This is a genomic window from Acinetobacter sp. LT1 (genome assembly GCF_059800965.1).
The window spans coordinates 185,972-201,600 of the sequence record NZ_JBBAXE010000008.1 but is presented as its reverse complement, the minus strand read 5'-3'; the positions used below and the strand labels follow the sequence as shown (position 1 = coordinate 201,600).

Here is a 15,629-nt window from a genome sequence, read left to right as displayed (position 1 = left end):
ATTGCCAAGATTAGAGTGCCTTAAGCGCTCTAATCTTAAATTTAAATGGATTGATCGGACATTGATAAGCTCTTTTGATGATTTTTATTATTTTTATTTGGTCGTAAAACACGGCGGTTTTAGTGCGGCTAGTGAAGCCGAAAATATTAGTAAATCTAAGCTCAGCCGACGCATTATTGACCTTGAAAATAAATTTAATGTCAGCCTGATTCAAAGAACAACCCGCCATTTTAAAGTGACCGATCTAGGCCAAGAGTTCTATGAAGAATGCTGCAAAGTCATTGCTCAAGTTGAATGTGCAGAAAACGTTTTGTTAAAGCAAAAAAGTGAACCTCAAGGGTTAGTAAAAGTAAGCTGCCCACCTTTAATGATGCATTTTCAAATTAGAAAAATTTTAAATCAGTTTTTAAAAACCTATCCAAAAGTTGAGATTGCTCTTGAGTTGACCAGCCGTCGGGTAGATATTTTGCATGATGATATCGATCTCGCGATTCGGACCAATTTTGAACCAAATGAAGATTCAAATTTAATTGTTCGTGATGTGATTAAAACCGATCACTGTCTAGTGGCTTCGCCTGAATTACTGCAAGGCCGTATTATTGAGCATTATTCAGAATTACAGGACTTTCCAAGTATTAGCTTAGGTACTCAAAAACAAAACCCTATTTGGCATTTATGCAATATTCGTAACGGCGAATCGGTTGATGTGCCTTATCAACCACGAATCAAAAGTAATGACTTGGCAGGTGTCTACTATGCTGTGATGGACGGTTTAGGCATTGCCGACCTTCCCTTTTTAACTGTTGAATCGGAAATTCGTAAAGGCACGCTTATTCATATTCTTCCTGACTGGAAGTCAAATATTGGTACGCTGCAATTGGTTTATGTTTCGAGAAAAGGCCAACGTCTTGTGGTTGAAAAACTCATTGAAACGCTGATTGATGAACTTAGGCGTTTACCCGAAAGCCATGAAGGATATCTGCCAACTTAAATAAAAACCGGTCATGAATGGGCATGACCGGTTTTTGTGAAACATCACATACAGCATAACTGCATGTTTTCGTTCAGAACAAAACGAACTGGCTTTGTTCCTTACTCAGATAAGTCTACGCAGAGGTATTTCATTTCGACATATTCTTCGATGCCGAATTTTGAACCTTCACGACCTAGACCTGACTGTTTTACGCCACCAAACGGAGCAACTTCATTTGAAATTGCGCCTGTGTTAATGCCGACCATACCGTACTCAAGTGCTTCACCCACTCGCCATTGACGAGCTGTGCTTTGAGTAAACAAATAAGCAGCTAAACCAAACTCGGTATCGTTCGCCATCGCTACTGCTTCATCTTCAGTTTTAAAGCGGAATAGTGGTGCAAGCGGACCAAAAGTTTCTTCTTTAGACACTTTCATGTCTTGCGTTACGCCAGTTAACACAGTCGGTTCGAAGAATGTACCGCCAAGTACCGAGCGTTGACCACCAATACGAATTGTCGCGCCTTTCTCAGTTGCATCTGCAATATGAGACTGAACTTTTGCAATCGCATCTTCATCAATTAAAGGCCCTTGAGTTGAACCTTCTTGACGGCCATCGCCAACTTTAAGCTTAGACACAGCTTCAACCAAACGCTCTGCCAATGCATCATAAATACCGTCTTGAACATAAATACGGTTCGCACATACACAGGTTTGACCGCTGTTACGATATTTACTTGCCATAATGCCCTGAACAGCTTGTTCAAGATTGGCGTCGTCAAATACCACAACTGGTGCATTACCACCGAGTTCAAGCGAAAGCTTTTTAATGGTTGGCGCACATTGTTGCATCAAGATACGGCCAACTTGAGTTGAACCTGTGAAGCTTAACTTACGAACAATATCGCTTTCGCATAGGGTTTTACCAACTTCAACCGCATCACCACTAATGTTAATTAAAACATCAGCTGGTAAGCCTGCTTGTAATGCCAATACTTCAAGCGCATAAGCGGTTAACGGCGTTTGTTCTGCTGGTTTAACCAACATTGAACAACCCGCAGCAATGGCGGGGCCTGCTTTACGCGTAATCATGGCAGCTGGGAAGTTCCACGGCGTAATTGCAGCTGTAACGCCAATCGCCTGTTTAATCACGAGCAAACGTTGGTTTGGCAAGGTTGGTGTTAAAACTTCACCATCAATACGGCGAGCTTGCTCCGCAAACCAGCGAATGAATGATGCTGCATAACCAATTTCACCACGTGCTTCTGCCAATGGCTTACCTTGCTCAGCAGTTAAGATTTGAGCCAGATTTTCTTTGTGCTCAAGCATGAGGTTGTACCATGCCAATAACACATCAGCACGCGCCAAGGCAGTTTGCTTTTTCCAAGCAGTTTGCGCTTTTGCTGAACGGTTAATTGCGGCTTCAACTCCTGCACGGTCATAGGTTTTTACCCATGCCAAAGTTTCACCTGTAGCAGCATCATTAACTTCGATATAGTCATTTGATGCAGGTGCTTCTAATGAAATATCAGGATGTTTTAATAAATACTGCAAATCATTTTGAATCATGCAGATTGCTCCATTGCTTTTGCACTACCTGCTTTGAGTGTCGCAAAACCTTGTTTCAAGATATCAAGGCCTTGACGGAATTGTTCAGCAGGAATGGTTAATGGATATAAGAAACGAATTACATTACCGTATTTACCACAAGTAAGAAGTAACAACCCGTTTTCCATTGCATAGTTTTGTACAACTTTTGCTTGCTCAGCTGTTTCAAGCTCTACCGCAACCATTGAACCCAATGCACGAATATCAGTTACGACGTCACCTGTTGCTTGTTGAATATCTTTAAGGGTAACAACTAATTCAGCACCTAGTTCATTTGCACGGTCACACAAGTTTTCTTCTTCAATCGCATCAATCACTGCGTGTGCAGCAGCAACTGCAATCGGGCTACCTGCGTATGTACCACCTAGTCCACCTGGGTTTGGTGCATCCATCACTTCTGCACGGCCCACAACACCTGAAATTGGGAAACCGCCGCCCAAGCTTTTCGCCATCGTAATTAAGTCTGCTTTAGTCTCGTAATAGTTCATTGCAAACAATTTACCAGTACGGGCAAAACCTGATTGCACTTCGTCAGCAACCAATAAAATGCCGTGCTTGTCGCAAATTGAGCGTAAACGTTTTAAGAACTCAGCTGGCACAACATTGAAACCGCCCTCACCTTGTACTGGCTCAAGCACAATTGCTGCAACATCATGCGGTGCAATATCTTCACTGAAAATATCTTCAACGCTTTCAATTGCCGCGTCTACTGAAATACCTTTAGCAGGCACTGGGTAACGTGCATGGAACACACCCGCTGGCATCACACCGAAATCACGTTTGTAAGGCGCAGTTTTACCTGTCATTGCCATCGTCATGAATGAACGACCGTGGAAACCGTTACCAAAAGTGATAATGCCGTGACGACCTGTATAAGAGCGAGCAATCTTCACCGCATTTTCAACTGCTTCTGCACCTGTAGTGAAAAACGCTGACTTCGCAGGACCAGCAATTGGCGCACGCTCATTAATACGTTCAGCCAAAGCCACATAGCTTTCATAAGGTGTTACTTGATAGGCAGTGTGAGTAAATTTAGTAAGTTGCTCAGTTACTGCTGCAATCACTTTAGGGTGGCGATGGCCTGTATTTAAAACCGCGATACCACCAGCAAAGTCGATAAATTGGTTGCCTTCCTTGTCCCAAAGCGTGGCATTTTCAGCTTTTTCCGCATACCACTGACACATTACGCCTACGCCACGTGGAGTTGCTTGCTGTTTACGTGCGTTAAGTGCAGAATGTTGATTATCCATTTGATTCCCTCATATTTTCATCATCAGTTGCAGCTTTGGTTTCTTGCATCCTGTGCTTAATTTTCAGGGTGCTTTACAACGACTGCCTATGCATGTAATTTCGCTCGTCTGATGCCAACTGACGAGAGCCACTTTTTAACTGTAGGAGAGAGCCAATTGCGTAGTTTACTTGGAGATCATTTGCTGCAACGACTCCAACAGGACACTGAAGGGAAACTACATCAACGCCTTTTCCGTTGCCTGCGTGGTGCCATTATTGATGGAGTCATCCAGCCCAAGACTCGTCTACCTGCATCACGCGATTTAGCCAGTGAAATTCATGTTTCGAGAAATACAGTGCTCACTGCCTATGAACAGCTACAAGCGGAAGGTTATTTAGAGGCTCGTACAGGCCATGGCACATGGGTTGCCGAAAAATTACCAGAGAGTTTTTTAAATACACAAAATAAGAAAAAAGTAGTTTCTAGCCCTAAAGTTCAAAGCTCTTATGCCCTATCGCAGCGTGGTTCTAACTTATTAGGCTATGCAGCAGCGTCGCCACACCAATGGGGAGCTTTTGTGCCGGGAGCACCCGATGTGACTGAGTTCCCGCATCATATTTTTAGTCGTATTCAAGCACGCCTAAGCCGCGAACCGGACATTAACCGCCTGATTTACAGCAATGCTGGTGGCTGTATCGAGCTTCGAAGTGCTTTGGCAGATTACTTACGTGTTGCACGTTCAGTCCAGTGCGATGCAGACCAGATTATTATTACCGAAGGCATTCACCAAGCGATCGACTTAGTCTCACGTGCGCTCAGTGATATGGGAGATAAAATTTGGATTGAAGATCCTGCTTATTGGGGAATGCGTAATACGTTACGTATAAATGGTCTCGATATTCAGCCGATGCCTGTCGATGCTGAAGGCATTATTCCTGAGGAGAACCCGGCCAAGCCACCTAAACTCATTTTTGTCACGCCTTCACACCAATATCCGCTTGGCTCTCATTTAAGCCTAAATCGCCGACGTAAACTGATTGAGATTGCACGTCAGCATAATAGCTGGATTGTCGAAGATGATTATGACAGTGAGTTCCGTTTCTCGGGCCAGCCTTACCCGTCTTTACAAGGCCTAGAAAATGATGCCCCTGTGCTGTACATGGGCACGTTTAGTAAAACCATTTATCCATCCTTAAGAATTGGCTATCTAGTGGTGCCTAAGCCTTTATTTTCACCATTACGCATTGTGGCAGCCGAGCTTTATCGTGGTGGGCACTTGCTTGAGCAAAAAGCCCTAGCTGAATTTATTCGTGAAGGCCATTATGAAGCGCATATTCGCCGTATGCGCCTACTTTATGGCAAGCGCCGCGACTACTTGGTGAGCTTAATTCAACGTTATCTTGGCCCCGAATTTATTCATGAATATGACGAAGCAGCAGGATTACATCTGGTTTTAAAACTGCCAAACTCTTGCGATGATGTCGCGATTGCAGCCACAGCGCTTGAACGTGGTGTCAAAGTTCGTCCCTTATCTCAATACTACATGCAGTCGCATGCACATGCAGAGCGTGGTTTACTGATGGGCTTTGCTTGTGTAAATGAAAAAGATATGGTGATGGCTTTTGGCGTCTTGCTCCAATGCTTACGTGAAGCAGGCGTACCTACGCTAAATTAACTTCCCTCTGTTATTAAAACAAATAAAAAAGAGCCTGTTTGTAAGGCTCTTTTTTATTTAAAAATTTAAACTAACTTTTCTTCATGACTATGAGTTAAATGGGTCGCTCTACGATCTTTACCCCAACCTAGCTTTTCAGACAACAAACCGAAGAACACAATAATGCCGAACAGCGCTGTGGTGTAAATCACTTCTTTAAAATAGGTGCCTTCAATCAACATGGTAAGAATTGCACCAATAATTGCAAAGATCACCACATAAGTTAGATAAGGGAACATCCACATTTTAAAGTCAATTTTCACGCCTTCAGCCTCTAACTTTTTACGCATACGAAGCTGAGAATAAGCAATAGTCAGGTAAACATACAGTGTTGCTGCACCTGTTGTTAACATGAAAAAATCATAAACATTCATACTCTCGGTTGCAGTTAAAACTACGGCAATCACAGAGAAGAAGCATGACACAATCACGCCTACCCAAGGACTACTTTTACTGTTTACAGAGCCAAAACTTTTCGGTGCATCACCACGTTTAGCTAAAGAGAACAACATACGTGAACACGTATAAAGAGCTGAGTTAAAGCAACTACATACTGAGGTTAGAACCACAAAGTTTACGATATGGCGCGCGCCAGGAATACCAAGTGCAGACAGAGTTACGCTATAGGTTCCCCAAGTTGAATCTTTCAAAAGTTCATTGTTGTGAGGAATAAGACATACCGCAACGAACATTGAACCAACGTAGAATAAAATAATTCGCCAAACCACCGAGTTCGAAGCCTTACGAATTTCTTTAGATGGATTTGCTGACTCTGCTGCCGCTACCGTAACAATTTCAGCACCAATGTAGGCAAACATGACTCCAAGCAAGGCTGTAATAACGGATGAGCCGCCATTTGGCATAAAGCCTTGAGCGGTTAAATTACTAATACCAGAAGCAGCCGGATTACCCCAAGGCCACAAATGCATGATAGCTAAACTACCAATCACAAGGAAAATAACAATCGCGATGACTTTGATGAGGGCGAACCAAAACTCAAATTCACCATAGTTTTTCACGTTTTGTAAATTAACAACAACCAGTGCACCAATCACCACGACCATATAGACCCAGATCGGTATAAACGGGAACCAATTGTTTAGAATTTTTCCTGCCACATAGGCTTCCCACCCCATGAGCATGGCCAGAGTACACCAGTACAACCAGCCAATTGAGAAACCTGCCCAACGGCCAATCGCACGGTCAGCATAAGTTGAAAAAGAGCCACTATCAGGGTTTAAAACGGCCATCTCGCCTAGCATACGCATGATGAACCAAACGAGTAGACCACCTAAAGCGTAAGTTAAGAAAACTACAGGTCCGGTATTGTAAATAATACTGCCTGAGCCGACGAATAGAGAACCACCAATAACCCCTGCAATCGAGATCATGGTGAGGTGGCGTGATTTGAGTCCATGTTTTAAACTTTGGGAGTGATTGGCTTCAGAACCATTTTGATGAGCTGCCATATCATTTTCCTTAATATATGGAGGATATCGGCTAGTCTCGGAAATCCTCCGAAGCCAAAAAATATCCCCTAAAAATTTAGCCGTTCTGCCCAATTCCTAAAACAGAAAATTCACTGAGCTTATCCGGCGCTTCCGTATGCATACTTCCAATAGCTTTAATTTGTCGTTTCGGCACTCAAGAAACGAGAGCCATTTTTGTAATAAAAGAGAGAGCCAATTGCAAAATTTATACGCAAAATTGGCCCTTTTTGTAGGGGATGCAGGTAAATGGCTTTTAGTTTTTATTTTAATCAGCTTCAAATTCTTTAATTTTGTTCAGAAATTAATAATGCTTTTGTACCAGTCTCCAAAGCTCTAAATATATGTTTTTGATCAGCTGGATAACAAATATAGTCTCCAACACCAAGCTCAACGGCTTCATCAATTAAGCCCACCAAAGCTTTACCTTCAACCACAATAATATGCTCCACAGAGCCAACTGGATGCGGCTCTGAAAGACGATCTTCGCCTGGCTCAACAATCAGTAAATAAACATCTCGACGGGCGTGTGGTGGACAAGTCGCTAACAAAATTGCTTTGTAGTTGGCAATCTCAGAACTTACTGTTGGCCCATCACCACAGCGAATGACTTGTACCTGATTGCTTGGTTCTTCCATCAACCGTGCAAATGGAATATTGAGTGCAACACAAAGTGCCCATAAGGTTTCAATACTTGGATTACCTTGCCCTGCCTCTAATTGTGACAGTGTAGATTTAGCAACACCTGCACGACGAGCAACCTCTGCCAATGAAAGCCCTGCTCTTTGACGTTCACGCGTTAAACCTTTGGCAATAATTTCGATTGGCTGAGACATTCACCACATCCGTTCTATAAAAAAAACGATCGTTCGTTTTGACAAAACGATCAGACTTATTCATTATAATGGAAAATCGTTCGTTATATCATGCTATGTCCACATACTCTCTAATTAAAAAACTTAGTAAAGACACTACCCGCTCGATTTTCTTTGTATGTCTAGCGACGAGTGTCGTTGGTATGTCTTTAGGTTCACTCGCTGCAAGTTATGGCTTAGCGCTCTGGATCCCGCTTTGTCTATCCGTGTTTGTGCTCGCAGGAACTGCTGAATTTATTTTTATTGGTTTCTTGGCTGTAGGTGGTAGCCCAATTGCAGCTGCGATTGCAGGACTACTCGTCAATTTAAGACATCTACCTTTTGGTATTGCGGTCAATGAACTAATCCGTGGCAAATATTCTCGATATTTCGGGGCTCATATCATGAACGATGAAAGTGTTTTGTTTGGTATGGCACAGCCCGATTTTGAGACAAAAAAGGCTGCTTACTGGTTATGTGGTATATGCATTATGCTCAGTTGGCCACTGGGTGTAACGGCGGGTTATTTCATTGGAAGTGCTATTCCAGACCCTAAAACATTTGGCTTAGATGCCATTTTCCCAGCGATTTTAATTGCTCTTACTTTTAATGCTTTAAAGAATAAATCCACTCGAAAAGCTGCATTTGCCGGATCAACTTTAGCGCTGATCACCACACCTTTTTTGGCCTCAGGACTTCCAATTCTGATTTCACTTTTTGGCTTAATATTTGGTAGAAAGAAATGAGTCAACAATTACTAATTATTTTAGGTATAGGCTTACTAGCACTTGGAACGTATGGGATTCGTTTCGCTGGGTTTCACTTAGGTGCCAAATTCTCTTTTTCTGAAAAGTACCAAGTTTTACTCTCAAACGGTGCGACTGTTTTGCTCTGTGCTATTGCCGTGACCACTACATTTTTTGAAGGCCAACATTTCGCAGGTTTTGCACGAATATTTGGGGTGGCCCTAGCACTGTTCTTAGTTTGGAAAAAAGTACCGCTGTTATTAGTGATTTGCTTGGCAGCTGCCGGCACGGCACTTATACGTTTGCTTGGAATTGAGTAATAAAAAAGGCGAGATAAACTCGCCTTTTTTGAAACTTTGATTAGAACGGTAAATCGTCGTCTAAATCAGCTGGTGCAGAAGCTGGTTGTTGTGGCGCTTTAGGCGCAAAACCACCCGCTTGAGGGTTGCTTCCACCATTACCGAAACCACCTTGGTTACCATAACCACCGCTGTTTTGGCCATAGCCGCCACCTTGGTTGTTATTATTTTGATAACCATTACCACCTTGTTGAGGTGCGTTAAAACGTGGTTGATTAAAATCATTACCGCCAGCGAAACCTTGTTCACCTTGTTGACGAGCATCTAACATTTGCATCTGGTCGCCACGGATTTCTGTAGTGTAACGCTCTTGGCCATTTTGGTCTGTCCACTGACGCGTACGTAATGAACCTTCAATATAAACCTTAGAACCTTTACGCAAGAACTGCTGAGCAATTTCCCCTAAACGGTTATGCAAAACAATACGGTGCCATTCTGTTTGTTCTTTACGTTCACCAGTATTTTTATCAGTCCAAGCTTCACTTGTCGCGATTGAAAATTGGGTCAACGAGCCCCCATTTGGAAAAGTTTTTGTTTCAGGATCACGACCCAAAGTACCAACCAAAATAACCTTATTTACACCACGCATTAGCTGTCTTCATCCTATACATTTCTATGTTTTACTTTATAAGAGTTATGCTTAAATGGCTACCTCTTTACCGAACAACTGCGTTAAATCACGTCGCGCAGCATCATCTAGAGACTGTTTATCGACTTTAATATAAGCAACTTGCTGGTCAGGCATCACCACAACTTCTTCGATACCACGAATTGCCAATAGCTGTGTGGTCCACTCATTCACCTGTTGCACTTGCGGCAATGGCAACACAATCGATGACAAATACCGCGGCTGAGCTAAACCAAAACTAATTAGCAACCATATTATAGCAATCCCTGCTAAGACACTCCATCCAATCGCAGTATTATGTAACATCAATAATTGACCACCTAGTGTGCCACCAAAAAAAGCGCCTAAAAACTGACTACTGGCATTTACACCCATAGCCGTTGCTTTTGACTGGATTGGAGCAGACTTCGACAACCAAGAAGGCAATAAAGCCTCCATCACATTAAATGCAATAAAGAAAATTCCTAGGCCAGCAAGCAAAACATATTTTGACTGATAACCAAATATGAGCAGCAGCAAACCTGCAATAATGCCTGTAATTGCTGTTAAGAAAATCCCGCGCATTTTGCGATATTTTTCAGCAATGATAATACTTGGAAATGCAAAAAACAGGCTAATGACTAATAGCGGTAAATACACCAAACCATGACTTGCTAAAGGAATATGTGCAAACTCGATAAGTTGTGAAGGCACATAAATAAACATGGCAGTAAGTAATAAGTGCAATGCAAAAACCGAAACGTGCAAACGGTTTAAATCACCCATTTGAATGACTTGCTTAAGCTGTGCCATGTAGCCTTGCTGATAATTACGATGATGACGAGTGACTTTAGGTACAAGCAATAACATCGCAATCGCAATCAAGCCCATAATGGTTGTCACAAAGAACAAACCAGAAATGCCCACAAGGCTTGTGAGCCAAGGCCCAAGGCTAAAAGCGACCACGAAAGACAGACCAATACTCATGCCCATTGCAGCCATGGCTTTAGTACGCTGCTCTTCACGTGTCACATCGGCTAAAAGCGCCATCACGACTGCTGAAACTGCACCAGCACCAGCGATAGCACGACCAATAATTACGCCATAAATCGTGTCAGATAAACCCGCAATTGCACCACCAATCGCAAACAGTAATAGACCAAAGACCACAAGTGGTTTACGGCTAAAACGGTCAGCCAGTAAGCTAAATGGAATTTGCAAAATCGCCTGACTTAAGCCGTAGACACCTACAGCCAAACCAATGAGTGCTGGAGTCGCATATTGATATGACTGCCCAACTACAGAAAAGACAGGAATAATCATGAACAAGCCCAACATGCGTAGCGCAAAAATACTACTTAAGGCAAAAGTTGAGCGACGTTCCAAAGCATTCATCATATCAATACACGTTATCAAACTAGGTAAATTATAAGCCGATTCGTTTCTAAAAATACGGAACACCTTATTTAAAATAACGATTTGGGCTTAAAAAAATAAAGAGGCATTTAGCCTCTTTATTCTATCGAACTTTACTGAAAATTAGCTTAAGGCGATTGTTGCTCGCGCTTTGAATATTGAATTGAAGCAATAACCGCCCAAACAATAAACGCTACACCAATTAAACCAGTAACAACTTCAGGTACATGTACGCCTGTACCACTTGCAATCATAATGAATGCTAAAGCACCGATCGCATAATGCGCGCCATGTTCCAAGAACACATAGGCATCTAGTGTGCCTTTTTCAACAAGGTAAACTGTCATTGAACGGACAAAAATAGCGCCGATCGCAAGGCCCAGCATAATCACGACAACATCGCTGGTAATCGCAAATGCACCGATTACACCATCAAAACTGAATGATGCATCTAACACTTCAAGATATAAGAAACCACCTATACCCGCTTTAACTACGCCAGAAGCCGCGCCCGATCCATCTTTCATAATAGCATTGCCATCTTCGTCAATTTCAGGCTCACCACCTAACATATGACTTAATACTTCAACGCCAATATAAACCACAATGCCCCAAATACCAGCCATAGTCACCACAAGGCGCTGCGACTCATCAACATTTGCTGCCATAATTAACATCGCAATTAGAGCAATAAAGACAGACATTGCTGGTACGCTTGCTAAACTAGAAAGTTTAGCTTCAAGCCATCTGAACCAATGGGTTTCTTTTTCTTCATCAAAGAAGAAGTTTAAGAACACCAATAATAAGAATGTTCCACCAAAAGCCGAAATTTCAGCGTGATGTGCCATTAAACGTTCAGAATAGGTTTTCGGATCATTGAGTGCCAATTTAGCTACTTCAATCATTCCCATATCCGCAGTCACCGCAACAATCGCCACCGGGAAAATTAAACGCATACCAAAAACGGCGATTAAAATACCTACCGTTAAAAAGAGCATTTTCCAGAACGGATCCCAATTACGTAGAACCGATGCATTTACGACAGCATTGTCAAAAGATAAAGAGACCTCCATTACAGCTAAAATGGCTGTAATTGTTAAAGCTTTAAGCATGGTAGACACGCCCGCTTCAGGTCCATGGGTAAAACCCCAATACGCGGATAGTGCTAAACACACCACCGTAAAAAATATCGAAAATCGGAAATGCTTCATGGATCAGACCTATACCAAGAATAAATTTAATCTTTCTTAAAAACCGCCGCTATTATATCGATAATTAACCACAAAACGATGTTGTTTTGTGCCGTTATTCCATTTACTTTATCTCTCTGTTTAATAAAGAAATTTATAATATTTAATTAACTCATTAATCGTATTAAATATTTTCTTTCGATATATCTATCATTATTATTTTTGTATTTTAAAATTGATTTAAAATCTGGTTCAGCTGTCTTAATTTAAATGGAATGTTTTTATGCTTTTTTCTCAAGAACTTTGGCAACGCAATTTAAATTTATATCAAAAAATTCTCGACCTGCCTTTTAATCAGGAACTTGCTAACGGTACTTTAGATAAAGAAGCTTTTTGTCATTATGTTATTCAAGATGCTCAATATTTAGTGGCCTATGGTCGTGTGCTTGCTGTTGCAGCAGCAAAGGCCTTTGAGGCTGACGATATTATGCAATTTTCAGATGCAGCTAAAATTGCAATTGTGGTTGAACGTAGCTTGCATGATGACTTCATGAAAAACTTTGGTGTCACCAAAGAAGAATTTAAAAATACGCCGTTGACCTTGGCAGGCCATCATTACACTTCATTTTTGACAGCAACTGCTTGGTCTGAAAGCTACCCTGTTGTACTTGCTGCACTTTTACCTTGCTTCTGGATTTATGCTGAAGTCGGTAAAGACATTGTAAGTAAGTCAGTCCCGAACAATCCTTATCAGGCATGGATCGATACCTACGCGGGTGAAGAGTTCCATACAGCGGTTCGTAATGTGATTGCGACAGTAGACAAGGTTGCCGCACGTTGTGATGCAGATACTTTAGAGAAAATGCATGCAGCCTATACCATGGGTGCAAAACTTGAATGGTTATTTTGGGACAGTGCTTACCATCAAAGACAATGGTTAGGTTTAGATCAGATCTAAATCAAGATGAGCTCTGACCATTTAATTCATTAAATGGTCAGTCTTTAATTTAACTTTGAAACAATTGCCAGCCGTAAATCAAACCTGCCGCAGCCACAACCCAGCATAGTGTTGCGACTCCTAGACAAGACCACATCGACATACGCGTTGCCAGCACATAAACAGCAGCTAAATAAATGGCATAAGGAATCAGTGACCATAGACCAAACAAAGCAGTTTTTTGTAATGCCTCTGCCCCTTTTTGTTGAAAAACAATCACATGAGCAATTAAAGCAAAGGTAGGAAAAAGCGGGACTAAACCCGCAATATAAAATGCCTTACTTTTCGATAAAATCGAAATAATGAGGACAACCCCGGCCCCCAACATACACTTTAAAAATAACGCCCACATGCGCTGATCCTATCTGGTCATTTCCATTTCAAAACGCTGTATTTTGCGCTTTTTAAAGAAAATTAACAGCGACCAAAGCAATTAAAGCAGGAACTGCTTGAATATAAATAATCTTTTTGCTGGCAGTCAGACCGCCATAAATACCTGCAATCAGTACACAACCTAAAAAGAAATTAGCAATTGATGTTGCAAATGGTGCATCAACTAATAAGGACCAGAATAAACCCGCCGCTAAAAAGCCATTATAAAGACCTTGGTTCTGTGCCATGACTTTGGTGAGTTTTGCTTTTTCGGCATTATTTCCAAAGGCTTTCATGCCATAATGCTTGTCCCACAAAAACATTTCTAACACTAAAATATAGACATGTAATATTGCGATAAGTGCAATTAAAATTTGTCCGATCATACAATTTTCCTTTTTATTTTAAAGATATGAAAAAGATCAGTCTCTCGACTGATCTTTTAGTGTTTTACGGTTTTAACAACACTTTGCCTTGACGAGCACCTTGCGTTGCTCTTTGAGCGGCAGTTTTAATCTCATCAAAACTAAATACACCTTCTACAGGCAGAATTAATTTTTTCTGAGTTGCTAACGTTAATAACTCAACAATGAGTTCTTTTTTGCGTTCGGCAGGCATTTCTTTGTTAACTACACTCGCCCAGAAACCTTTTACTGTCGCTTGTTTAAAAATCAAATCACCCGATGAAATCTGCATGGTTTCGCCAGTCATACTACCGAACGAAACGAGCAAACTATTTTCACTGAGTAAATTCAGCATTTCGCCACTTGCGGTTCCTCCAATCGAGTCCACACCAGCAATAAGAGGTTGGTCGCCGTGAATCTGTTTAACTTGCTCTTTCCAGTTAGGCTGATCAGTCGCAACAACATACTGAATACCTAATGCTTGCATCTCTGCAATCGCATCAGTACGACGAACTAAATTAATTACAGGTAAGCCACGTGCCTGTGCAATCATGGCAACTGTTTTACCTACTGCACCATTCGCTGTGTTTTGAATAAGCCATTGACCCGGTTGAACGTTAACAAAGTCGAGTAGCATGAGGGCACTAATTGGCATACCAATCAGCTGTGCTGCTGTTTCATCATCAATTTCATTATTGAGTGGAATAATCCCATGAGCAGGCGCAATAAAGTACTCAGCCCAACTGCCATGCACAGCTGCCACTGCAATACGCTGCCCTACCTGCACATGAGTAACGCCTTCGCCCAACGCATCTACAATACCAACGCCTTCACTACCACCAATCGCAGGTAAAGTTGGCTTGTAACCATAGCTTCCGCGTACTGTCCATACATCATGATTATGAATTGGAGACATGATAGTTTTAATACGCACTTCGCCTGCTTTTGGTTCTGGCTTTGGCATATCCGCCTGCTCTAAAACGTCTACAGGTTCGCCAAAATTACGATGGATAATACTTCGCATTCTTTATTCCTCTATCGGTTTTATGAGTTGTTGGGTAGTTTCTAAGGCTAAATATAGATGTGCTTTGTCTTGCGACAATTTTGTGAGTAAAGCAGCACCTAACCATAACTGATACATGACTTGCGCAGTTTTTAAAGGCTCAATATGTTTTGGAATTGATCCTTCTTGTTGCCCTTCTTTGAGTAGCAAAGCCAAACGTTGCGTTAGTTTGTGCACGCCATCATTGAGAATTTGACGCATGTCTTCTGACAAGTCAGAAACCTCTGCCGCCAACTTCACAATCAAGCAATTCTCAGCCCAACTACCGTTTACGGGATCATCAATCCATGCCTGCCATAAGGCCATTAAACGAGCATGGGCACTTTGCTCACTGCGTTGCCAAAGTTGTTCCATACGAACTTTATAATCAGCCATATATTGCTCTAACAGCGCACAGCCGAACGCCTCTTTCGAAGCAAAGTAGTGATAGAACGAACCTTTGGGTACGTCACAAGCTTTTAAGATCTCTTGCAAACCAACACCGACAAAACCTTTACGTAGTACCAGCTCAAAGCTCGTATCTAAAATGTGTTGTCGTGTGGTTTCACTTTTATTTAATCGTTTCATGCACACATCATAAACAACTATTAGACCAGTCGTCTAGTAAAG

General features: G+C 41.8%; 16 protein-coding genes. 5 read left to right on the top strand and 11 right to left on the bottom strand.

All coding sequences use genetic code 11. The features are described 5' to 3' along the window. Position 1: 1 nt before the first annotated feature. Positions 2–991 carry a LysR substrate-binding domain-containing protein gene (locus WBW42_RS10295; protein WP_032057186.1) on the top strand — a complete coding sequence of 330 codons (990 nt, stop codon included), beginning with the start codon at positions 2–4 and terminating at the stop codon, positions 989–991. Between the two features lie 101 nt (positions 992–1,092). Here WBW42_RS10295 and WBW42_RS10290 read toward each other — a convergent pair whose 3' ends face one another. Both WBW42_RS10290 and gabT read right to left on the bottom strand, forming a co-directional pair. Beyond that, positions 1,093–2,541: an NAD-dependent succinate-semialdehyde dehydrogenase gene (locus tag WBW42_RS10290; RefSeq protein ID WP_032057185.1), complete on the bottom strand. Its 1,449-nt coding sequence runs from the start codon at positions 2,539–2,541 to the stop codon at positions 1,093–1,095. Then, the gene (gene gabT, locus WBW42_RS10285) at positions 2,538–3,830 is read right to left on the bottom strand and encodes a 4-aminobutyrate--2-oxoglutarate transaminase (protein WP_032057184.1); all 1,293 of its coding nucleotides are present in this window, start codon (positions 3,828–3,830) and stop codon (positions 2,538–2,540) included. The genes WBW42_RS10290 and gabT overlap by 4 nt, the downstream gene beginning before the upstream one ends. Positions 3,831–3,986: 156 nt before the next feature. Here gabT and pdxR point away from each other — a divergent pair, with 156 nt between their 5' ends. Continuing rightward, positions 3,987–5,486: a MocR-like pyridoxine biosynthesis transcription factor PdxR gene (gene pdxR, locus WBW42_RS10280; RefSeq protein ID WP_017399625.1), complete on the top strand. Its 1,500-nt coding sequence runs from the start codon at positions 3,987–3,989 to the stop codon at positions 5,484–5,486. A gap of 65 nt (positions 5,487–5,551) precedes the next feature. Here pdxR and WBW42_RS10275 read toward each other — a convergent pair whose 3' ends face one another. After that, the gene (locus WBW42_RS10275; RefSeq protein ID WP_032057182.1) at positions 5,552–6,994 is read right to left on the bottom strand and encodes an amino acid permease; all 1,443 of its coding nucleotides are present in this window, start codon (positions 6,992–6,994) and stop codon (positions 5,552–5,554) included. 305 nt (positions 6,995–7,299) lie between these two features. After that, positions 7,300–7,848 carry a helix-turn-helix domain-containing protein gene (locus tag WBW42_RS10270; RefSeq protein WP_002117406.1) on the bottom strand — a complete coding sequence of 183 codons (549 nt, stop codon included), beginning with the start codon at positions 7,846–7,848 and terminating at the stop codon, positions 7,300–7,302. A gap of 68 nt (positions 7,849–7,916) precedes the next feature. On the opposite strand from WBW42_RS10270, the gene WBW42_RS10265 reads away from it, so the two are divergent. Together WBW42_RS10265 and WBW42_RS10260 are read left to right on the top strand one after the other, a co-directional pair. Next, on the top strand, positions 7,917–8,612 hold the full coding sequence (locus WBW42_RS10265) for an AzlC family ABC transporter permease (RefSeq protein ID WP_005804464.1): 696 nt from the start codon (positions 7,917–7,919) through the stop codon (positions 8,610–8,612). Further along, a complete protein-coding gene (locus tag WBW42_RS10260; protein WP_032057180.1) occupies positions 8,609–8,932 on the top strand; it encodes an AzlD domain-containing protein in 324 nt (107 codons plus the stop codon). Before WBW42_RS10265 ends, WBW42_RS10260 begins: the two co-directional genes overlap by 4 nt. A 40-nt stretch (positions 8,933–8,972) precedes the next feature. Here WBW42_RS10260 and ssb read toward each other — a convergent pair whose 3' ends face one another. The 3 genes from ssb to WBW42_RS10245 form a co-directional block, all read right to left on the bottom strand. Continuing rightward, on the bottom strand, positions 8,973–9,560 hold the full coding sequence (gene ssb, locus WBW42_RS10255; RefSeq protein WP_005066890.1) for a single-stranded DNA-binding protein: 588 nt from the start codon (positions 9,558–9,560) through the stop codon (positions 8,973–8,975). Positions 9,561–9,611: 51 nt separating this feature from the next. Then, positions 9,612–10,976 (bottom strand): MFS transporter, encoded by a 1,365-nt coding sequence (locus WBW42_RS10250; RefSeq protein ID WP_005078603.1) that lies wholly within the window; start codon positions 10,974–10,976, stop codon positions 9,612–9,614. Positions 10,977–11,122: 146 nt separating this feature from the next. After that, positions 11,123–12,205, bottom strand: coding sequence for a DUF475 domain-containing protein (locus tag WBW42_RS10245; RefSeq protein ID WP_005066886.1), 1,083 nt, complete (start codon positions 12,203–12,205; stop codon positions 11,123–11,125). 262 nt (positions 12,206–12,467) lie between these two features. On the opposite strand from WBW42_RS10245, the gene tenA reads away from it, so the two are divergent. Further along, positions 12,468–13,142, top strand: a complete 675-nt coding sequence (tenA, locus tag WBW42_RS10240; protein WP_032057178.1) for a thiaminase II — start codon at positions 12,468–12,470, stop codon at positions 13,140–13,142. A gap of 49 nt (positions 13,143–13,191) precedes the next feature. Here tenA and WBW42_RS10235 read toward each other — a convergent pair whose 3' ends face one another. The 4 genes from WBW42_RS10235 to WBW42_RS10220 all read right to left on the bottom strand — a co-directional run bounded on the left by WBW42_RS10235 (position 13,192) and on the right by WBW42_RS10220 (position 15,587). Beyond that, positions 13,192–13,533 (bottom strand): GlpM family protein, encoded by a 342-nt coding sequence (locus WBW42_RS10235; protein WP_000263326.1) that lies wholly within the window; start codon positions 13,531–13,533, stop codon positions 13,192–13,194. A 52-nt stretch (positions 13,534–13,585) separates the two neighbouring features. Beyond that, complete coding sequence (locus WBW42_RS10230; RefSeq protein WP_284105654.1) at positions 13,586–13,939, bottom strand: DUF1304 domain-containing protein; 354 nt, start codon at positions 13,937–13,939, stop codon at positions 13,586–13,588. Between the two features lie 64 nt (positions 13,940–14,003). Continuing rightward, positions 14,004–14,981: a zinc-binding dehydrogenase gene (locus WBW42_RS10225; RefSeq protein ID WP_032057176.1), complete on the bottom strand. Its 978-nt coding sequence runs from the start codon at positions 14,979–14,981 to the stop codon at positions 14,004–14,006. A gap of 3 nt (positions 14,982–14,984) precedes the next feature. Beyond that, on the bottom strand, positions 14,985–15,587 hold the full coding sequence (locus tag WBW42_RS10220) for a TetR/AcrR family transcriptional regulator (protein ID WP_014207905.1): 603 nt from the start codon (positions 15,585–15,587) through the stop codon (positions 14,985–14,987). Positions 15,588–15,629: the final 42 nt, after the last annotated feature.